The 20,375-nt window shown below is 59.9% G+C and carries 20 protein-coding genes; 8 read left to right on the forward strand and 12 right to left on the reverse strand.

The annotated features are described in order from the left end of the window. Positions 1–104: 104 nt before the first annotated feature. The 6 genes from F3I21_RS21185 (at position 105) to F3I21_RS21210 (ending at position 6,331) form a co-directional block, all read left to right on the forward strand. Entirely contained in the window at positions 105–803 is a 699-nt protein-coding gene (locus F3I21_RS21185; protein ID WP_058770730.1) for a FadR/GntR family transcriptional regulator, read from the forward strand. Next, positions 800–1,678: a 2-dehydro-3-deoxygalactonokinase gene (locus F3I21_RS21190; RefSeq protein WP_150059686.1), complete on the forward strand. Its 879-nt coding sequence runs from the start codon at positions 800–802 to the stop codon at positions 1,676–1,678. Before F3I21_RS21185 ends, F3I21_RS21190 begins: the two co-directional genes overlap by 4 nt. After that, positions 1,662–2,279, forward strand: coding sequence for a 2-dehydro-3-deoxy-6-phosphogalactonate aldolase (locus tag F3I21_RS21195; RefSeq protein WP_021506907.1), 618 nt, complete (start codon positions 1,662–1,664; stop codon positions 2,277–2,279). Before F3I21_RS21190 ends, F3I21_RS21195 begins: the two co-directional genes overlap by 17 nt. Next, the gene (gene dgoD, locus F3I21_RS21200; RefSeq protein WP_141496834.1) at positions 2,276–3,424 is read left to right on the forward strand and encodes a galactonate dehydratase; all 1,149 of its coding nucleotides are present in this window, start codon (positions 2,276–2,278) and stop codon (positions 3,422–3,424) included. Before F3I21_RS21195 ends, dgoD begins: the two co-directional genes overlap by 4 nt. Before the next feature lie 245 nt (positions 3,425–3,669). Then, complete coding sequence (locus F3I21_RS21205; protein ID WP_021506905.1) at positions 3,670–4,962, forward strand: MFS transporter; 1,293 nt, start codon at positions 3,670–3,672, stop codon at positions 4,960–4,962. Positions 4,963–5,068: 106 nt separating this feature from the next. Beyond that, entirely contained in the window at positions 5,069–6,331 is a 1,263-nt protein-coding gene (locus F3I21_RS21210; protein ID WP_150059687.1) for a DUF3748 domain-containing protein, read from the forward strand. On the opposite strand, the gene F3I21_RS21215 is transcribed toward F3I21_RS21210, so the two are convergent. Beyond that, entirely contained in the window at positions 6,309–6,668 is a 360-nt protein-coding gene (locus F3I21_RS21215; protein WP_040679624.1) for a YceK/YidQ family lipoprotein, read from the reverse strand. The two genes, F3I21_RS21210 and F3I21_RS21215, sit on opposite strands and share 23 nt — an antisense overlap. A 285-nt stretch (positions 6,669–6,953) precedes the next feature. Between F3I21_RS21215 and ibpA the strand changes: the two genes are divergently transcribed. Continuing rightward, a complete protein-coding gene (ibpA, locus tag F3I21_RS21220; protein WP_010617843.1) occupies positions 6,954–7,370 on the forward strand; it encodes a small heat shock chaperone IbpA in 417 nt (138 codons plus the stop codon). 58 nt (positions 7,371–7,428) lie between these two features. On the opposite strand, the gene F3I21_RS21225 is transcribed toward ibpA, so the two are convergent. Genes F3I21_RS21225 through F3I21_RS21250 form a run of 6 tightly spaced genes read right to left on the reverse strand, consistent with a single transcriptional unit; the run spans position 7,429 to position 13,147 of the window. Continuing rightward, positions 7,429–8,334, reverse strand: a complete 906-nt coding sequence (locus F3I21_RS21225; RefSeq protein WP_021506902.1) for an EamA family transporter — start codon at positions 8,332–8,334, stop codon at positions 7,429–7,431. Between the two features lie 21 nt (positions 8,335–8,355). Next, positions 8,356–8,856: a YbaK/EbsC family protein gene (locus tag F3I21_RS21230; protein ID WP_150059688.1), complete on the reverse strand. Its 501-nt coding sequence runs from the start codon at positions 8,854–8,856 to the stop codon at positions 8,356–8,358. A gap of 26 nt (positions 8,857–8,882) precedes the next feature. Then, positions 8,883–9,683: a hypothetical protein gene (locus F3I21_RS21235; RefSeq protein ID WP_021506900.1), complete on the reverse strand. Its 801-nt coding sequence runs from the start codon at positions 9,681–9,683 to the stop codon at positions 8,883–8,885. Positions 9,684–9,687: 4 nt separating this feature from the next. Beyond that, positions 9,688–10,398, reverse strand: a complete 711-nt coding sequence (locus F3I21_RS21240; RefSeq protein WP_031279597.1) for a class II glutamine amidotransferase — start codon at positions 10,396–10,398, stop codon at positions 9,688–9,690. Beyond that, positions 10,386–11,663, reverse strand: a complete 1,278-nt coding sequence (locus F3I21_RS21245; protein WP_150059689.1) for an acetyl-CoA carboxylase biotin carboxylase subunit family protein — start codon at positions 11,661–11,663, stop codon at positions 10,386–10,388. The genes F3I21_RS21240 and F3I21_RS21245 overlap by 13 nt, the downstream gene beginning before the upstream one ends. A 17-nt stretch (positions 11,664–11,680) precedes the next feature. After that, complete coding sequence (locus F3I21_RS21250; RefSeq protein WP_150059690.1) at positions 11,681–13,147, reverse strand: hypothetical protein; 1,467 nt, start codon at positions 13,145–13,147, stop codon at positions 11,681–11,683. 171 nt (positions 13,148–13,318) lie between these two features. Here F3I21_RS21250 and F3I21_RS21255 point away from each other — a divergent pair, with 171 nt between their 5' ends. Continuing rightward, the gene (locus F3I21_RS21255; RefSeq protein WP_058775612.1) at positions 13,319–14,764 is read left to right on the forward strand and encodes a PLP-dependent aminotransferase family protein; all 1,446 of its coding nucleotides are present in this window, start codon (positions 13,319–13,321) and stop codon (positions 14,762–14,764) included. Here F3I21_RS21255 and F3I21_RS21260 read toward each other — a convergent pair. The 5 genes from F3I21_RS21260 to F3I21_RS21280 all read right to left on the reverse strand — a co-directional run bounded on the left by F3I21_RS21260 (position 14,761) and on the right by F3I21_RS21280 (position 20,296). Next, positions 14,761–16,008, reverse strand: a complete 1,248-nt coding sequence (locus tag F3I21_RS21260; RefSeq protein WP_150059691.1) for a valine--pyruvate transaminase — start codon at positions 16,006–16,008, stop codon at positions 14,761–14,763. The genes F3I21_RS21255 and F3I21_RS21260 overlap by 4 nt on opposite strands. Positions 16,009–16,088: 80 nt before the next feature. Beyond that, positions 16,089–17,063: a glyoxylate/hydroxypyruvate reductase GhrB gene (ghrB, locus tag F3I21_RS21265; protein WP_150059692.1), complete on the reverse strand. Its 975-nt coding sequence runs from the start codon at positions 17,061–17,063 to the stop codon at positions 16,089–16,091. A 66-nt stretch (positions 17,064–17,129) separates the two neighbouring features. Then, positions 17,130–18,413, reverse strand: coding sequence for an MFS transporter (locus F3I21_RS21270; protein WP_150059693.1), 1,284 nt, complete (start codon positions 18,411–18,413; stop codon positions 17,130–17,132). 175 nt (positions 18,414–18,588) lie between these two features. Further along, on the reverse strand, positions 18,589–19,536 hold the full coding sequence (locus F3I21_RS21275) for a sugar kinase (RefSeq protein WP_058758183.1): 948 nt from the start codon (positions 19,534–19,536) through the stop codon (positions 18,589–18,591). 10 nt (positions 19,537–19,546) lie between these two features. Beyond that, positions 19,547–20,296: a sugar phosphate isomerase/epimerase gene (locus F3I21_RS21280; RefSeq protein ID WP_150059694.1), complete on the reverse strand. Its 750-nt coding sequence runs from the start codon at positions 20,294–20,296 to the stop codon at positions 19,547–19,549. Positions 20,297–20,375: the final 79 nt, after the last annotated feature.

Raw genomic sequence — 20,375 nt, forward strand, 5'->3', positions numbered from 1 at the left:
TACATATGGTACTACAATCTCCGCTACAGGATGCGTCAGGGATTGGGCTTTGCACTACGAAAGCAGTAATCTGATTTCTCACGCCTTTCATGGAATCGAACACGATGACGCAGGAACCACTGAGTAAAACAGAGCGCATCATCCAGACGCTGGGTGAAGAGATTGTTGCGGGAAAATATGTGCCGGGCGCCGCGCTGCCGGCGGAAGCGGAGCTGTGCGAGCGATTTTCAACCTCGCGCAACATTATCCGCGAAGTGTATCGCTCCCTGATGGCTAAACGCCTGATGGAGATGAAGCGCTATCGCGGCGCGTTTGTCACCTCACGTAACCAGTGGAACTATCTCGACAGCGATGTACTGCAGTGGGCGCTGGCGCACGATCACGATCCGCGCCTGATTGCGGCCATGAACGAGGTACGCGTGCTGGTGGAGCCGCAGATTGCGCGCTGGTCGGCCGAGCGGGCAACGTCGACCGATCTGGCGGCGATTGAACTGGCCTACAACGAGATGGTGGCCAACCACCTCAACCGTGATGCCTTTAACGACGCAGATATCCGCTATCACGAAGCGGTGATGGCCTCGGTGCATAACCCGGTGCTGCAGCAGCTCAATGTGGCGATCAGCCAGCTGCAAAAAGCGGTGTTTGCGCAAACCTACATGGCGGACTCCGGCAATATGCCGCGCACGTTAGCCGAACATAAAGCGCTGTTCGATGCCATTCGCCACCAGGATGGCGATGCGGCGGAACAGGCGGCGAAGGCGATGATTGCCAGCTCAACCGCCCGACTCAAGGAGATTTTGTGACGCGTTATATCGCCATTGACTGGGGCTCCACCAACCTGCGCGCCTGGTATTACCGCGCCGGTGAATGCGTCGATGAGCGCCGTTCGGAAGCGGGCGTGACGCGCCTCGGCGACCGCACGCCTGCTCAGGTGTTTGCCACCATTACCGACGGCTGGCCGGTGGCCGAAGTCCCGGTGATCATGGCCGGCATGGTGGGCAGCAACGCTGGCTGGCTGGCAGTGCCTTATCTCGCCTGCCCGGTGGCGCTCAATGCATTAAGCGATCGCCTGACCTGCGTGGAAGGAAAAGCGTGGATTGTGCCGGGACTGAGCGTCGAACGTGACGACAACTACAACGTAATGCGCGGTGAAGAAACCCAGCTGCTCGGCGCGGTCACGCTGCAGCCCGCGCCGCTGTATGTCATGCCGGGCACGCACGCCAAGTGGGTGCAGATGGAACAGGATCGCGTCATCGATTTCCGCACCGTGATGACCGGCGAGCTGCACCATTTACTGCTGAAGCAGTCGCTGATTGGCGCCGGTTTACCCGCGCAGGAAGCCAGTCCGGACGCGTTCCGTGACGGTTTGCAGATTGGCAGCCACGACCGCTCAATTCTGGCGCGCCTGTTTGAAGTGCGTGCCGCCCACGTGCTCGGCGCGCGCGATCGTCGCCATATCAGTGATTTTCTCTCTGGCCTGTTAATCGGCCATGAAGTGGCGCAGATGACGCAGCAGTTAACGTATAGTCGCCAGCCGATTGTCATTATCGCCGGCAGCGCGCTGGCACAGCGTTATCAGCAGGCGCTGGCCTTTATCGGAACAGATTCAGTCACGCTGGAGGGCGATCGCGCTTTCCAGCACGGAATAAGGAGTATTGCGCATGTCCTGGCCCACTAAACTTCCGCTGATCGCCATTCTTCGTGGCATCACGCCGGATGAAGCTGAAGCGCACGTCGCGGCGTTAATCGACGCCGGCTTCGATGCGATTGAAATTCCGCTCAACTCGCCAGAGTGGGCGAAAAGTATCGGCGCGATGGTGCAAACCTTCGGCGATAAAGCGCTGATCGGTGCCGGCACCGTGCTGCAGGCGACGCAGGTCGATCAGCTGGCGGCGCTCAACAGCAAGCTGGTGGTGACGCCCAATACCGATGCTGCGGTGATTCGCCAGGCCGTGGCGCACGGCATGCTGGTAGCCGCAGGCTGTGCCACCGCCAGCGAGGCCTTTACCGCGCTGCAGGCTGGGGCGCAGGCGCTGAAAATTTTCCCGTCGTCGGCGTTTGGTCCGGGCTACATCAAAGCGCTGAAAGCGGTGCTGCCGCCGGAGGTGCCGGTCTTTGCCGTGGGCGGCGTCACGCCGGAAAACCTGCATGAATTTATCGCCGCCGGTTGCGTCGGGGCTGGCCTGGGCAGCGATCTCTATCGCGCCGGCCAGCCGCTGTCGCGCACCGTGGAGAAGGCCCGCGCATTTATTGCTGCCTATAAGGACGCTGTACGATGAAAATTACGAAACTGACCACTTATCGCCTGCCGCCGCGCTGGATGTTCCTGAAAATCGAAACCGACGAAGGCATCATCGGCTGGGGCGAGCCGGTGATTGAAGGGCGCGCGCGCAGCGTCGAAGCGGCGGTGCATGAGCTGTCGGAATATCTGATTGGGCAGGATCCGGCGCGGATTAATGATCTGTGGCAGGTGATGTATCGCGGCGGTTTTTACCGCGGCGGCCCGATTTTAATGAGCGCCATTGCCGGTATCGATCAGGCGCTGTGGGATATTAAAGGCAAAGCGCTGGGCGTGCCGGTGTATCAGCTGCTGGGCGGTCTGGTGCGTGACAGCATCAAAGCCTATAGCTGGGTAGGCGGCGATCGTCCGGCTGAAGTGATTGATGGCATTAAGAAATTACGTGGTATCGGCTTTGACACCTTCAAACTCAACGGCTGCGAAGAGATGGGCATCATCGACAATTCTCGTCAGGTCGATACCGCTGTTAACACCGTAGCGCAGATCCGCGAAGCCTTTGGCAATGACATTGAGTTTGGCCTCGATTTCCACGGTCGCGTCAGCGCGCCGATGGCCAAAGTGCTGATCAAAGAGCTGGAGCCGTATCGTCCGCTGTTTATTGAAGAACCGGTGCTGGCCGAGCAGGCAGAATACTATCCGCGCCTGGCGGCGCAGACGCACCTGCCGATTGCCGCAGGCGAACGCATGTTCTCCCGCTTCGAGTTCAAGCGCGTGCTGGAAGCCGGTGGGCTGGCGATTCTGCAGCCGGATCTGTCGCACGCTGGCGGCATCACCGAATGCTACAAAATCGCGGCGATGGCCGAGTCCTACGACGTGGCGCTGGCGCCGCACTGTCCGCTGGGGCCGATTGCGCTGGCTGCCTGTCTGCATGTCGACTTCGTGTCGCGTAACGCGGTGTTCCAGGAGCAGAGCATGGGCATTCACTATAATCAGGGCGCTGAACTGCTCGATTACGTGATCAATAAAGATGATTTTAAAATGGATGACGGCCATTTCTATCCATTAAATAAACCCGGCCTCGGTGTGGAAATTAATGAAGAGCTGGTGATTGCGCGCAGTAAAAATGCGCCAGACTGGCGTAATCCATTATGGCGCTTTCCGGATGGATCGGTAGCCGAGTGGTAAGAACCGTGGTATTCCACCCGGTCGCTGCGTTTACCGCTTTATAACAGCGCCTATTATCAGGCGATTAATAAATCTGACTATTTAAACCATGTGCGAAATATATAAGGCACAGGGCAGCGCTCAACCTGTTTTCACCGCACTGCCAGTTTGCCGCTGCTGCGGCTTTTATCTTCGATAACCTTACCCTGCGTTGGCTGCGGCGTGTTTCGGCACGTCCGCCAGCTGACATCTGACGGAGAAACACCATGGATCTCTCTGCTGTTCAGGCGAAACCTACGCGTCGCCGTTATATTACGCTGCTGATGATTTTTATTACGGTGGTCATTTGTTATGTCGATCGCGCTAATTTAGCCGTGGCCTCGGCGCATATTCAGCAGGAATTTGGCATCAGCAAAGCAGAAATGGGATATGTGTTCTCTGCTTTTGCCTGGTTATATACGCTGTGCCAGATTCCCGGCGGCTGGTTTCTCGATCGCGTAGGTTCACGCCTGACCTATTTTATCGCTATTCTCGGCTGGTCGGTGGCGACATTATTGCAGGGATTCGCCAGCGGCTTATTATCGCTGATAGGTCTGCGCGCCATTACCGGTATTTTTGAAGCGCCGGCTTTCCCGACCAATAATCGCCTGGTTACCAGCTGGTTCCCGGAACAGGAGCGCGCTTCGGCCGTCGGTTTTTACACCTCCGGTCAGTTTGTTGGCCTGGCGTTTCTCACACCGCTGCTGATCTGGATTCAGGAACTGCTGAGCTGGCACTGGGTGTTTATCATCACCGGCGGGATTGGCATTATCTGGTCGCTGGTGTGGATGAAGGTTTATCAGGCGCCGAGCCAGAGCAAAGGCATCAATCAGGCCGAGCTGGATTACATTCGTGCCGGTGGCGCGATGGTCGACGGCGATGCACCCGGCGAGAAGAAAGCACGCGTTAAACTCACCGCGGCCGACTGGAAACTGGTGTTTCATCGCAAGCTGTGCGGCGTGTATCTCGGCCAGTTCGCGGTGACCTCAACGCTGTGGTTTTTCCTTACCTGGTTCCCCAACTACCTGACGCAGGAGAAACATATTGCCGCGCTGACGGCCGGCTTTATGACAACCGTGCCGTTTCTCGCCGCCTTTGTTGGCGTGATCCTCTCCGGGATGGTGGCCGATCGTCTGGTGCGCAGCGGCCGCTCGCTCGGCTTTGCCCGCAAGACGCCGATCATCTGCGGCCTGCTGATCTCCACCTGCATTATGGGCGCAAACTACACCAACGATCCGCTGTGGATTATGGTGCTGATGGCGCTGGCCTTTTTCGGTAACGGGTTCGCGTCCATCACCTGGTCGCTGGTCTCGTCGCTGGCGCCGGTACGCCTGATCGGCCTGACCGGCGGCATGTTTAACTTTATCGGCGGCCTCGGTGGCATCACGGTACCGCTGGTGGTGGGGTATCTGGCGCAGGATTACGGCTTTGCGCCCGCGCTGGTGTACATCTCCGCCGTTGCGCTGATTGGCGCGCTCTCTTACATCCTGCTGGTGGGGGATGTGCAGCGCGTGGGCTAAGCTTCCGGGTGCGCATGCCTGCGCACCCGCATTAGCTGCTCAGCTTTTGCTTAACTGAACGGCATCACGTAATTTGTCCGGCAACGGTTACATCTGAGGTTGCCCCATGTCAGAAAAACAACTCACCTTTACTCAGCGCCATCATCAGCTGACCAATATCAACGTCTGGACCGCCGACAGCCAGTGGCTGGCATTTGATGTGCGGCCGTCCGGCGCCTCGTTTACCAGCCTGACCATTGAGCGCGTCAACGTGCACAGCGACGCGGTCGAGGTGCTGTATCAGGCGCGCGAGGGCGCGCACGTCGGCGTGGTGACCGTGAGTCCGGATCTGCCGCCGCGCTATGTCTGTATTCATGGGCCGGAGCATCCCGATGCGCACTGGCATTATGACTTTCATCACCGGCGCGGCGTGATTGTTCAGCAGGGCATCGCAGAGAACCTCGACGCCTGCGATATCACCGCGCCCTATACGCCGGGTGCGCTGCGTGGTGGCTCGCACGTGCATGTGTTCAGTCCGGATGGCTCGCGGCTGAGCTTTACCTATAACGATCACGTAATGCATGAGCGCGATGTGCGTGAAGATCTGCGCAACGTCGGCGTGGCGGTGCCGCTGCATCCGGTGTGTCCGCCAAAACAGCATCCGCGCGAATATGACGGCAGCCACTACTGCGTGCTGGTGAGCCACACCCGGCGCGATCCACAACCGGGCAGCGATCAGATTGACCGCGCTTATGAAGAGTGCTGGATTGGCGCGCGCGGCTACCAGAAAGCGGACGGCAGCTGGCAGCGCTGGGCCATCGCCTTTATCGGCGATACGCGCAATGCCAGTGGTGAGAAGGTGCCGGAAGTGTTTGTGGTCGATCTGCCTGAGGCGCTGGCGGACTATGCCAGAGCCGGCAATGCACCGCTGCAGGGCACGGCAGAGCAGCTGCCGGCACCGCCGGCTGGCGTGCAGCAGCGGCGCATCACGCACGGTAAAGGGCTGGCGCTGCAGCCGCGCCACTGGTTGCGCGCTGCGCCGGATGGCAGCGCAATCGCCTTTTTGCAGGCTGACGAGCAGGGCATTGTGCAGCTGTGGACAGTCTCACCCAACGGTGGCGCGGCGCGTCAGATCACCTCACTGCGCAGCAGCATTCAGTCTGCTTTCAGCTGGCAGCCGGACGGCGCAGCCATCGCCTTTATCTGTGATAACAGCGTGATGCGTTGTGAGATAGCCAGCGGACAGTGTACGCGCCTTACCGCGCGCAGCGCGCAACCGCCGGGCGGCGACGCGGTGGTGTGGTCGCCGGACGGGAAGCAGATCGCCTACATGCGCGAGGTTGACGGCTGGCGACAGCTGTTCTGCGTCAGTGCGATTCCGCCGGCATAGCCGCCGCGGTGGCCAGGCTGGCCTGGGTGCCAGCCATCTTCTCGCTCTGCAGCACGCGTTCGCGCGGCGAATCTTTGGTTTTATCGTCGTCGGCGCGGAAGTAATCCCACGGCAGCAGCAGCGTATCCATCACCGCCGAGAAGGGCAGATCGATCAGCGCCAGCGGTTTAATCGCCCAGCTGGTATTGTCATCGGTCAGCATCTCTGCGCTGGCGCGCGTGCCGGGGTAGTAACCCTGGCTGGCACCGGTATGCGACATCACGCTGGAGCAGCCTGATGTGGCACAGGCGCAGCAGACCAGCAGGCCGGTGAGCGGAAAGCGTTTCATCATTTTCATCATCATCATCCCTACAGTCATGGCATGGCCCTGGCTGGAGTGTGTCACCTGACATCCGCATAACTCTGTGGTTATGTCCTTCCCGTCAGGCGAAGCGTCCCCTGAGTGTATGCCATATCGTCAGAATTGCTGCAAAAAAAAGCGCATTGCCCCTTGAAAGCGACCTGAGCGCACCCATCTTTAAGCTACGGTCACGACGCGGTCGCCGACAGGGACACCGACGGGCCGGACAACCTGTCCATGGTGGAAGGTTGCCAAAACTTGCTGATTATCAGGAGTCTTATTATGCGTAACTTTGATCTCTCTCCGCTTTATCGTTCTGCTATTGGTTTCGACCGTCTGTTTAACCTGCTTGAGTCCAACCAAAACCAGGCTAACGGCGGCTACCCTCCGTACAACGTCGAGCTGGTAGACGAAAACCACTATCGCATCACCATTGCCGTCGCCGGCTTTGCGCAGAGCGAACTGGATATCACCGCCCATGACAACATGCTGGTGGTGCGCGGCGCCCACCCTGAAGAGCAGCAGGAACGTAAATACCTGTACCAGGGCATCGCAGAACGTAACTTCGAACGCAAATTCCAGCTGGCCGATCACATCGTGGTGCGCGATGCGCGTCTCGAACTGGGCCTGCTGAGTATCGATCTGGAACGTATCGTCCCGGAAGAGGCGAAACCACGCCGGATTGAAATCCTGAAATAAGGCTAACGAAGTAAAGAAAAACGCCGCTGCAACGCGGCGTTTTTTTATGGCTGCATCATCAGGTACGTACCAGCAGGCGCTGGCTCACCATACCGCCAAACACATTCACCAGCAGCCCGAGAATGATCACCGACGCGCCGAGAATCTCCTGTGCCGACAGAGTTTCACCGAGGATCAGCGCGGCGCTGAGAATGCCGACCACCGGCACCAGCAGCGACAGCGGCGCCACGCGCCAGGTTTCGTAGCGGCTGAGCAGATTGCCCCAGATGGCGTAGCCAATGATGGTGGCGAAAAACGCCAGATAGAGCAGCGCCAGCACCGTCTGCAGTGAAATATCCAGCAGGCTGGTGACAATGGCGGATTCGCCCTCGAACCACCACGAACAGGCAAAGAACGGTGCAATCGGCACCAGCGCGCTCCACACCACCAGCGACATCACCGGCACCTTGCGGTTGCGCAGGATAATCTTGTTAGTGATATTGCCCAGCCCCCACGACAGCGCCGCCGCCAGCGTCAGCATCATGGTGGTCAGCGTGATGCCCGCGGTTGTCTGGCCCTCCATACCGGCGGTTGCCAGCATAAACATGCCGAGCGTGGCGACCAGAATGCCGGCGATGTGGTTCCAGCGCAGCTTCTCGGCCAGCAGCAGTGCGCCGAGCAGCAGGGTGAAAAATGCCTGTGCCTGCAGCACCAGCGAAGCCAGCCCGGCTGGCATGCCAAGCTTGATGGCGAGGAACAGAAACGCGAACTGACCAAAGCTGATGGTCATGCCATACACCACCAGCCAGCGCAGCGGAATTGCCGGACGACGCACGAAAAAGATCGCCGGAAACGCCACCAGCGTAAAACGCAGTCCCGCCAGCAAAAAGGGCGGCATGCCCTGCAAACCCAGCTTAATCACCACAAAATTTACGCCCCACGCCACCACGACGCACAGGGCTAACAACATATCTTTCACGGACATACGCATTCCTCAGCGCGGCAATCAGGCGGTTGCCGTCACCGGTGTGGCGATCTCTGCACCGCAGTCGTCGCCGATCAGTCGAAAATAATCATCCACATCCAACGCTACCGAGCGGTCCAGCGCACCGGCGTTAAACCACAGCGTCCCGACATCACGCAGCCGCGCATCCACGCGCAGCGCCAGTCGGTCATCAAAACTAAACGGCGGCACCGCGCCCATCACGCACTGCGTCAGCGCTTGTGCCTGCTCAGGGGTGGCAAACGTCGACTTCTTACCGCCAATGGCACGTGCGGCGTGCTTGAAGTTGATTTTGCAGTCGCCGGGTACGATCGCCAGCAGATAGCGCGGCGCTGCGCCGTCCGGCATGGTGACTTCCAGCACCATCGCTTTGGCCGCCTGCTGGAGATCGTTTCCGCGGATGGCGCTGATCACCTCGGTCTGGCCGACGGCCTCATGCTCCACCACGCGGTAGCGGGCCTGCTGCGCATCCAGCAGCGCGATCACTTTGTCATAGGTTGTCATACTGTCTTCCTCGTCTAAGGCCGGGATTAACTCCAGGCAATGGCGTGCTTCATTTTTTTGTCGGTCAGGCCAAAGAAAAAGCCCATGGTGATGCGCGTGTCGCCCTCAACGCGATCGATTTCATGATAAAACGCGGGATTAAACAGATAGATATCGCCACTGCGCGGCGCGAATTCGCAAGTCTCGCTGCCGGCGATGACGCCGCTCTGGTAGCCCAGCTCGCCCGGCGTTTTAAAGCGCTCGTCTTCCGGCTGCCATTTCTTATTGAAGATGCGCAGCGCGCCGCCGGCGTTGCACTCCTGCAGGCACACGACGCAGCTCAGCTGATGCAGAATGTGCGTCACCGCCAGACCGCTGCCAGCGGCATCGCGCACGATGTTGTCGTTATGCAGCGGATTAGCGACGCCGTCAGCGTGGAAACGCACAATCGAGCCGGCGTAATCACCCAGTGCCGGTTCGGTGGCGGTTTGCAGACTCTCAAGGCGCAGCGCATGCTGCACCCAGTGGTAAATCTGCGCGCGCAGGGCGTGCAGCGAGGCCGGCAGCGCCGGCTGGATGTCGCGCAGTTCGGTGAAATAGTTTTCCGGCGCGGCGGTGTGCTTCGCCAGATACGGGCCGAGCGTGGTCAGCGCGCCATTTGGATAGTGAGAAACCCGTACCTGCTCGCGGCACTGCTGGAGATCAGCCACCACCGCGGTGCGCACCTCTGGCGTGAGGAAATTGCGCAGCACCAGCAGCGGCACGCGCGCGGTGACGATGTCATCCAGCCAGGTGCTTTCGACGAACATGTTGGGGTTAATGACGCGAATCTGATTGAAAATGGCCATGGGTTCACTCTCCAAATGGAATTTCATGAAGTTCATGGTTGCTCATACGGTGCCATGCTGACGCCGTGCCCAGTGTTGAAACAGGTTCAGAGGAGATAAAGGTGCTGTTGTTCTGCTGACAACGATGCAGGGTGAAATAGTCGGGGTAAGGCGTGTCATCAGGATGCCATTGCCACGCCCAGGCCTTCTCGCGGGTGACGAAAATGGCGTTTGCCGCGCTGCCACCCGGCGCCACCCGGGCCATTTTTTCGCGCAGGTAGTCGCGGGTGAAATCGGCGGGCGTGACGCGGTCGACGATATATTCCAGATATTCAGCGGAATCAAAGCGCGACTGCGCCATGCCCAGCTGCGCATAGACGGTCGGCAAAAAGCCGTTGTGCATCATGTACCACTGGGTGCCGCCGCTGGTGCGCCGCAGCGGATGGGAGAACGCAATGCCCTGGTTTTTGCTGAGCGTGGCGTGACGCACGTGCACCGCCAGAAAGCGGCTGTGCTGCATGCGCGTGACGTCAATGCCAGGTAGTGCTTCGGCAAAGGTGCCGGTGCCATGCAGCGTACGGATCTGACCGTGCTCCAGCCACAGACAGCCCCAGCCGTTGGGATGTTGTTTAATCGGGCCATCGTGCGCGGCGGTTTCACCGCAGCTCATGGCGCGTGCGGCGTCCAGTACCGCAGCGGCGTCAAACTGGCCGTGTGCCAGAATCATTCTGCACATAGTAAATCTCTCCGTGAGGTCAAAGCGGGAACAGCAAGAAGGGCGTGAAACACCGCCAGAATTTCGTCGCGGCTGGCGGCAGGCAGACGCAGCGTAGCGAGAATCCCGGCGTGGCGCGTCAGATCGGCGTACAGCGATGAGCGCGGCGAGACCTCCAGCGCCGGTAAGTTGAGCGGCGGTAACAGCTGGCCGCGCTGGTGCTCGGCAATCCAGCGCCCGGCGGCGTCATACTGCAGCCGCTGGCGCAACCGCAGCCGGCCGACGGCCTGTGACGGTGAAGCGAAGTGCAGTTCAGGCAGGCCGCGTCCGGCTTCAACCTGAAAGGCCACCTCGGCCCAGTTGATGCCGGTGACCTCTTCCACCAGGTTCACCACACCCATGCCGGACAGGCGAAAGCCCATTTCGAGAAAGTGCGGCTCGCCGTTTACCATAATGAAATCAATGTGGAAAGCGCCGCGCCGGTAGCCGAAGGTTTCACAGCAGAAACTCATCAGGCTGGTGAAGGCGGCGGGCAGCTGCTGCGCCGCCATCGCCACATGGCCGGATTCGTAAAAGCTGATACAGCCGTCGGCCTCGGTATGCTGCTCAATCACCTTCTGGCAGCAGGTCAGCGCCACCGCGTGTCCATTCTCCACCACGCCCTGCAGCGAATATTCGTCGCCGGCCAGCCAGCTTTCGACGATAAAGCCGGTAAAGCCGCGTCCGCCATAGTTCATGGTGTCGAGCAGCCGGGCAATCACCGCATCCAGCTGGCTGGCCTCTTCCACCAGCCAGATGCCCAGCCCGCCGCCGCCGTCGACCGGTTTGATCACGCAGGGATAAAGCAGCGCATCCCGCGCGTCGCCAATGCTGAGCGGTGAGGCAAAGAAGCGAAACTCCGGCTGTGGAAAACGCGGCCAGGCTTTGCGTAGCGCCATGCGCTGTGCATATTTATCCGGCGGGATGAAGCCCGGACCGGCATCCGGGCCGGCCAGCAGTTCACGCACCCGGCCAGCGCTGGCGTTGTAAGCCTCAAAACCGGCCAGCACCACCTGTGGATGCTCCAGCAGACCGGCGTGCAGACAGGCATTGAGGACATCCCACGGATTTTCCGGGCGATCGAGACGCACAATCAGATCGAACGGCAGGGCGATGCTGAGCGATTGATAGTCGACAAAATCCCCCATTTCGGCCAGTACAGTAAAATAGCCTTCGCGTTTTGCCACCGCGCAGTAGGGATTTTGCCCGTCGCGCGTGGCGCCAATCTGCAGAAAAATCTTTCTCATCGCGTCGCCTTACCGGGTTAACGCCCGGAAATCACTTCAGTAACGATGTCCTGTAACGCACCGTTGTTAACCTGAATCACCGCTTTGTGCGGGTCGAAACGCAACACGCGCGACAGCGCATCGCCGCGCGCGCCGTCCAGCAGCGAACTCACCGCCGCGCTGCGCCAGCAGTGCCGCATCTGCGCCACGCTGAGGCCCGACAGCTGCGTGAGCTGCTGCGCCAGCGCCACATCCTCGCTCTCTCCGCTCAGCAAGGCGCGCACCGCGGCTTCTTCCGGCGCGGCCGGCAGCTGCAGCAGCCAGGCTTTCAGCTGCTGGCCGCCGGCGATAAACGGTGAATAGATCATGCATACCAGCTGGGTTTCACTGAGGCCGAAAGCGTCGAGTGCGAACTGCGCGGCGCGCTGGCGTGCGCGGGCAATCGCGGCATCATCCTGATAGCGCGCGGCCATCTCATCGATCAGCTGCGGCGGAAAGTCCTTCTGCACCATCAGGCCGAGCGCAAAGCGCACATATTCGCGAATGCCTTCGGCGTAGCTGCGCTGCAACAGCGTCTCCGCACGCAGACCGCGAATATGTGCCATTAACGTCGGGTTGCCGCAGTCCGACTCGGAGAAGCTGAACATCAGCTCATCGAAGCGGAAATGCATGAATTCGGTCAGCAGCGCCCAGTGCGCGCCAGCCTCATAAGCGGTGTCCTGATAGATGTTGAAGAACAGCGGGTCGCGCGCCAGCTGCCAGGTAATGCGATGTGCCGGCGTGACCTGGTCAGCGCCGTAAATGTCGGCGAAGTAGCGCGCCGCCACGCCGTCTAGCGTGTGCAGAAAGCCGCTGAAGCCGCGCGACTTATCGGCCATCGGCGCATCAAACAGTTTTGACAGGTGGCGCGCCCACGCAAGGTAAGCGGTCTGCTCCTGCGGCGAATCGCCGGTGATGATCACATCGACGCCGCCATCGTAGTGCGCCGCCAGGCCAAACGAATTCACCATGCTCAGGTTGCAGGCGTTGCAGAAGGTGGAGCGCGCGTCGGCACGGAAGCGGTGACCATTCATCAGCACATCGTCGCGGTTCTGCTGGCGCACGCTCTGCGGCATCGGCAAATGGCGATCGAAGGGACGAATCTGTAGTCCGTCGGTCACCAGGCATTCGGTGAACGCGTCGTCATGGATACGCAGCGCGCGATAGACGCGGTCGATGTTTTCCATCACGCTGTTATTCATGGCGGCATGGCGGTTAGTGCTGATGCGCAGCTGAAACGTGCTGTTGCGCTGTTGCCAGATTAACCCCTGAATGTAACGTACGTAGGCCACCATATAGCTGCTGTCTTTGCCGCCGCCATAGGCCAGCAGCACGCGGTTACGTTCGGGATGGTCGGGATCGGGCAGGGCGGCGAGCAGGCGCTGAGCACAGTGCTGGGCGGAATCGAGAATCGCGGGCGTCAGGTATTCTTCAATTTCACTCATCATCGCGGACAGATTATTCATTTTTCACTTCATCCTTTGGCTAATAAAATCGCCGCTGCCGTGCGGGCGACAACGGGCTGGAAAACGGGCCACGAAGGTGCTGCGTGAAGCTGAATTAACAGATGCAGCCTAAAGTACTTTGAATGTAATCTGATGAATACGCACAGATCAGCACGATATGGGGTGGAACAGATGGCGGGTGAAACGCAGGAACAGGAGAGTCAGAGCAGTCGTTACCGTCAGATCGCTGAGCAGATAAAACAGGCCATTCACAGCGGATCGCTGCCGCCCGACAGCCGTTTGCCGTCGGTGCGCACGCTGGCGACGCAGTATCGCGTCAGCATGACCACTGCGCTGAAAACATTACGCACGCTGGAGGATGAGCACTACGCGGTGGCACGGCCGAAGTCTGGCTTTTTTGTCGCACCGCGTCCCACAGAGAAAAAAGTGCCGGCGGTATTCAGCGAGCAGCCGCGCGAAGTGGCGCCGCTGGATGAGCAAACCGAACTGCACCTGGCGATGCTGGGATCGGACTGCCGCGTGCGGCTCGATCTGGCCAACGGCGACATCTCGCTCTATCCGGTGAAAAAAATTGGCCTGCTGATGCGGCAGATGGGTTACAGCAAACCGGCGCTGCTCGGTAATACGGTGAAAGGCACCGGCTATGCGCCGCTCAAGGCGGAAATTGCCCGGCGCGCGGTGGATTATGGCTGCAATATCAGCGCCGATGACATCCTGGTCACTAACGGCTGCATTGAGGCGATTTCGCTGGCGCTGCGCGCCACCACGCGGCCAGGCGATATCGTGGCGGTGGAGTCGCCGTGCTACTTCGTGCTGCTACAGATGTTGCACAACCTCAACCTGCGCGTCATTGAAGTGGAAGCCGGGCCGGAGGGTTACGTTAACGTCGCGAAACTCACCGGGCTGTTCCGGCGTAAAGCGGTGCAGGCCTATCTCACCATCAACAACATCAATAATCCGCTGGGCAAAAGCATTCCCAACGAGCACAAGGCGTATATCGCGCGCCAGGCCGATGAGAATGATGTGGTGATCATTGAGGACGATATCTTTGGCGATACGGCTTTCGGCGAGCGCCGGCCGTTTCCGATGCGCGCCTTCAGCCCGAATGCCATCCTGTGCAGCGGCTTTTCAAAAACCGTGGCGCCCGGCATCCGTATTGGCTGGGTGCACAGCACCAAGTACATGCGCAAAATCGCCTCGCTGAAGTACACCACCAGCATGGGCACGTCGGTGCTGTCGCAGGCGGCGATTGCCGAACTGCTGCGCAGTGGCGGTTACGATGCGCACCTGCGCAAGCTGCGGCGCGAGCTGAAAAATCAGATCCACCATATGCGCCAGGCGGTGCTGCGCTACTTCCCGGCGGGCACGCGCGTGTCGGATCCGGAGGGCGGTTACGTGCTGTGGGTGGAGATGCCGCAACAGGCGCTGAACGTGCGCGCGCTGTTTCTCAAGGCGCGCAACGCGGGCATCGGCATCGCGCCTGGGCACATCTTCGCCACCGATCATCGCTACGATCACTGCTTCCGGCTCAACGCCGGTTTTGGCTGGAATGCCGAAGTCGAACAGGCGATTCAGCAGCTGGCGCAGTGGTGCCAGCTGTCGTTAAGCGCGGATTAAGCGTTCCAGGCGTTATCCAGCTCTTCCGCCAGAATCTGTACCGCACGCTCAATCTTGTCGCTGTCCGGTACGTAATTCATGCGCATGCACTGATGTGTGTGCGGCCAGGCCTGTTCCAGCCCCGGGAAGAAGAAGTGGCCCGGCACCATCAGCACGCCGCGCGCTTTCAGGCGCTGATACAGCGCTTCGGTACTGATCGGCAGGTCGCGGAACCACAGCCACAGGAAAATAGCGCCTTCCGGTTTGTGGATCAGGCAGCGATCTTCGCTGATATAGCGGCGAATAATCGCGATAGTTTCGCTAACCTTGGCCTGATAGAACGGTTTAATCACTTCCTGCGACAGGCGCAGCAGATCGCCACGCACAATCATCTCGGTGGCAATCGCCGGACCGATGCTGCCTGGCGCCAGGCTGATAATGCCGTTCATGTTACCAATGGCACCGATCGTGCTCTCATCGGCAATGATAATTCCGCAACGTGCGCCCGGCAGGCCCAGCTTCGACAGGCTCATGCACAGAATGGTGTTGGGGTTCCACAGCGGACGTGCCTCACTGAAGATGATGCCGGGGAACGGCACGCCATAGGCGTTATCGATCAGCAGCGGGACGCCGTGCTGCTGTGCCAGCGCATCCAGCTGCAGCAGTTCTTGGTCGGTGATGACGTTGCCGGTTGGATTGGTCGGACGCGACACGCAAATCAGGCCAGTCTCATCATTCAGCGGCAGATGGTCGAAATCGACGTGGTATTTGAACTGGCCTTCCGGCAGCAGTTCAATATTGGGTTTGGCGGAGATGAACAGATCCTCCTCCAGCCCGGCATCGGCATAGCCGAGGTATTCCGGCGCCAGCGGGAACAGCACGCGCTTTTTGCTGCCGTCGGCGCGGCGGCCGGCAAACAGATTAAACAGGTAAAAGAACGCGCTCTGACTGCCGTTGGTGAGCGCGATATTTTGTGGCGTTACCGGCCAGCCGAGCTCCTCGCGCAGCAGCGTAGCCAGCGCCTCCAGCAGCAGCGCTTTGCCGCGCGGGCCGTCGTAGTTGCACAGCGCTTCGTTCAGCTTGCCGTCCTGATGCATCTGCAGCAGCAGCTGACTGAAATAATCATTGATGGCCGGAATCTGCGCCGGATTACCGCCGCCCAGCATGATCGTGCCAGGCGTGCGCAGCCCTTCGCCCATATCTTCCATCAGACGAGAGATGCCGGAATGTTGCGTAAATTTGTCGCCGAACTGAGAAAAAGCCATAGGAGGTAAAAACATTGTTATCAGGGGGAAGACCACCATAGCGCCCGCAACCGGCAGGCGCAATGGCTAAAGCCGTGAGATCAAGCCTGGACCTGCGGGTTAACGCAGTTTTTCTCCACTTTACCGCTCAGTGCGGCGATCATGTTGTCGACCGCATCGCGCGCCATGCCGTAGCGCGTTTCATGCGTGGCGGAGCCGATGTGCGGCAGTGCGACCACGTTCGGCAGCGTGAGGATTTCCGCATCGGCCGGCACCGGCTCGACTTCAAACACATCCAGCCCGGCGGCGTGAATAGTGCCGTCTTTCAGTGCGGCGGTCAGCGCCTGCTCATCGACCACCGGACCGCGTCCGGCGTTGATCAGAATCGCGCTCGGCTTCATCAGTTTCAGCTGTTCCGCACCGATCATATGGTGCGTCTGCTCGGTCAGCGGCAGGCTGATGCAGACAAAATCGCTCTCTTTCAGCAGCGTTTCCAGATCGCAGGCGCGCGCGCCAAAGCGGGTTTCCGCCTCTTCATGCTGGCGGCGGGCGTTGTACAGAATGTTCATGCCGAAGCCAAAGTGCGCGCGCTGCGCCAGTGCCAGACCAATACGGCCCATGCCGAGAATGCCCAGCGTCTTGTGGTGTACGTCGATACCGAAGTGCTCAGCATCGATACTCTTTTTCCACTCACCGGCTTTGACCCATTTATCCAGCTCGGTGACGCGACGCGCAGTGCTCAGCACCAGCGCCATCATGGTATCAGCCACGGTTTCGGTCAGTACGGTGGGCGTGTGCATCAGCAGAACGTTGCGCTGGTTGAGCGCATCAACGTCAAAGTTGTCATAGCCGACGGAGACGGTAGAACAGGCACGCAGCGCCGGCATGCTGGCCAGCAGCTCATCATTCACTTTGCCGCCGGAGCCGAGCAGACCCTGCGCTGCGGCGAACTGCGCCGCATGCTGTTTCACCGTCTCCGGCGAGACATCTTTCACTTCCGTGACGCTGAAGTGCTGGTCCAGCTTGGCACGCAGGTCATCGGGCAGGCTCTTATACAGAATCACAGCAGGTTTCATTATTTGCTCCCTGTAGAACGTGTGACGGGCGACCTGAGTCGCCCGGAAAAGTCATCGCTTACGCTTTCAGGCGTGCTTCGCCCCGTGAATCGGCGGCGGCGTTTTGTTTTCCGCCGGTTTAACAATCAGCGTCAGCCACACCGACGCCAGTAGCGCAGCACCCATAAAGACATAGGAGGCGGCAGGACTGCCGGTCGCCCCATTAAGATAGCCTACGATCCATGAACCGATGAAGGAACCCAGTGCGCCCATACTGTTAATCAGCGCCATGGCACCGCCGGAAACATTGCGCGGCAGCATCTCCGGAATGATGGCGAAGAACGGGCCATAGGGGGCGTACATGGCCCCGCCGGCAATCACCAGCAGCGCATACGACAGCCAGAAGTTGCTGGAGCCCACCATCCACGAGCCGAGGAACGCCAGTGCGCCAATCAGCAGCAGCGGCCAGACAAACAGCTTACGGTTTTGCGTCTTGTCCGACGCCCACGACACCACCAGCATGGCGATGGTCGCCACCAGATACGGTACCGCCGACAGCCAGCCCGCTTCGACCATGCCCATTTGCGTGCCGTTACGCAGAATCGACGGCAGCCACAGCACGAAACCGTACACGCCGATGCTCCAGGCAAAATATTGCAGGCACAGCAGGATAACGTTGCGGTTGCGAAAGGCTTCGCTGTAGTTGCGCACCGCTTTAATGTTCTCCTGCTCCTTCTGCAGCTGCGCCTGCAGCGCCGCTTTCTCTTCGTCGCTCATCCATTTGGCCTGGGCCGGTTTATCCTGCACTATAAACCACCAGGCAATCGCCCAGATCACCGCCGGGAAGCCCTCGATGATGAACATCTCGCGCCAGCCAAAGGAGTTAATCAGGTAGCCGGACACCACTGACATCCACAGCACCGTCACCGGGTTACCGAGGATCAGGAAGGTATTCGCGCGGGAGCGCTCGGATTTGGTAAACCAGTTGCTGATGTAGATCAGCATCGCCGGCATCACCGCCGCTTCCACCACGCCGAGCACAAAGCGGATGGCGGCCAGCATCGGAATATTGCTGACGATACCGGTCAGCGAGGCGCAGCCGCCCCACAGAATCAGACACCAGAAAATCAGTTTTTTTACGCTGCGGCGCTCGGCATAGACCGCGCCGGGGATCTGAAAGAAGAAGTAGCCAAGGAAGAACAGGGCACCGAGCAGCGATGACATGCCTTTGGTGATACCGAGATCCTCATTTATCCCTGCGGCAGAGGCGAAGCTAAAGTTCGCCCGGTCCAGATACGCCAGACTGTAGGTAATAAACACGATGGGCATGATATACCACCAGCGTTTTGGCGCGATTGTCTGCGATTTCATGGGTGACTCCTCTGGTTGAGGCGGGCGCATTCTGTGGATGCGTCTCGAAATTAGGGTGTAGAGACAGTTTTAGTGTATTGGCACGGCATCGTAGCGGCGCGATTCATCGCGCGTTGTTGACGTTGCGTCCTGCATGTGCGCAATAAATTGCGCCGCTACGGGTCCGTGCGTTTGTTTAATAATCGCCGAGCGCTGCGCGCGTCGGCAGACCTTCGCTGTCGCCGGCAACCTGAATCGCCAGCGAACCAATTTTGTTACCGCGCAGAATCGCCTGCGGCAGCGATTTCCCTTCCAGCAGCGCGCTGATCAGCCCGACCGCAAAGCCATCGCCCGCGCCGACGGTATCCACCACATTCTCCACGTGGATCGGCGCAATCTGGCCCTGTTCGCCCGCGGCGGTTTTATACCAGGCGCCGTCGCTGCCGGTTTTGATCACCACCGCCCGCACGCCTTTATCGAGGTAGAAATCCGCGATCGCTTCAGGCTGACGGTAGCCGGTCAGAATCAGCCCCTCTTTTTCACCTGGCAGCACCCAGTCGGCGTATTCTGCCAGCAAATTCAGCTGCTTACGCATCTCTTCTTCACTGCGCCACAGCACCGGACGCAGATTAGGATCAAAGGAGATGGTTTTGCCGCGGGCGCGCATCTCTTTCGCCGCATGTTTAGCCAGCGCCAGCGAACTATCGGAAAGCGCGGCGGCCACGCCGCTCAGATGCAGATGGCGCGCGCTGCCGAAATAGCTTTCGTCGAAATCATCCGGTGACAGGTGGCTGGCGGCGGAGCCTTTACGGAAATACTCCACTTCCGGATCGGAGCCGTCGTCCACGCGCGCTTTAAGCTGAAAACCGGTGCGATAGCGGTTATCAATGGTCACGCAGCGGTGGTCAACGTGCTCTTTCGCCAGCTGCTGCAGGGTAAAACGGCCGAAGCTGTCGTCGCCGACGCGGCTGACCCAGCCCACCTGCAAACCGAGGCGCGCCAGACCAATCGCCACATTAAGTTCGGCACCGGCAATGCGCTTCGTGAACTGATCGGCTGCGGCGAGATCGCCGGTTTGCCCGGCGATAAACATCGCCATCGCTTCACCAATGGTGACGACATCCAGCTGAGAGGTGTGTGTCATGCTCAACTCCTTACACCGCGCGCAGCAGATCGACGTAGTGGCGGGTCACCGCCAGTAAATCTGCGCCGGCTAATGGGAACTCAATACCGCGCGGTGCATCGGCCGGCAGCGCCTGCAACAGCGTGCGCCAGCTGTCGTCGGCGTCATCCAGCGCAATGGCGCGGAAGCTGTCACCGTGCGGCACCGCCGCCTTAACATGAATGTAGCTCACGTAGCGACTGAGCTGCGCCGCTGCCTGCAGGGCGTCTTCGCCGGTCCAGCGCCAGTTGCCCATGTCGAAGGTCATATCCAGCGGCAGCGCGGCATCGCAGGCGTGATGGAAGAAGTGCAGCATCGGCGTCAGCTTACTGTCCGGCGTCTGATCGTTTTCGATGACCAGCGTGACGCGCGAGCCGGCCAGCACCTTGACCAGCTGGCGATCGGCCAGCGAGACATAGTGACCCAGTGCCAGCTTGAGGCGCTGAGCGCCCAGCAGCTCAGCTTCCTGCAGGAACTGCGCCAGACGCGGATTGAGCGCACCGTCCGCCTGCCACAGCGCTTCCGGCACTGAATAGCTGACGCTGAGCTGATGCTGGCGCAGCGCGTCGCTAAGCGTATGCAGCTGGCACAATTCGTCGTCGCCGAACAGCTCGCGGCGGATCTCGACGCCATCGGCACCGGCCGCTTTAATCAGCGGCAGCAGCGCTGCCTGGCCGCCCAGTTCTGCCACCTTGTGCGCGCCGTAGGCGGCCGTAACCACAATAATTTCCGCTTTCGACATCTTTCCTCCAGCCTGTCTCGCTGTACTGCCCGCCGCACCGTTATGCGCCAGACAGCACGTTAATGTGCTGTAAAAAGCT

Origin of the sequence: Pantoea sp. B_9, assembly GCF_008632015.1 — a bacterium.
GTDB lineage: Bacteria > Pseudomonadota > Gammaproteobacteria > Enterobacterales > Enterobacteriaceae > Pantoea > Pantoea dispersa.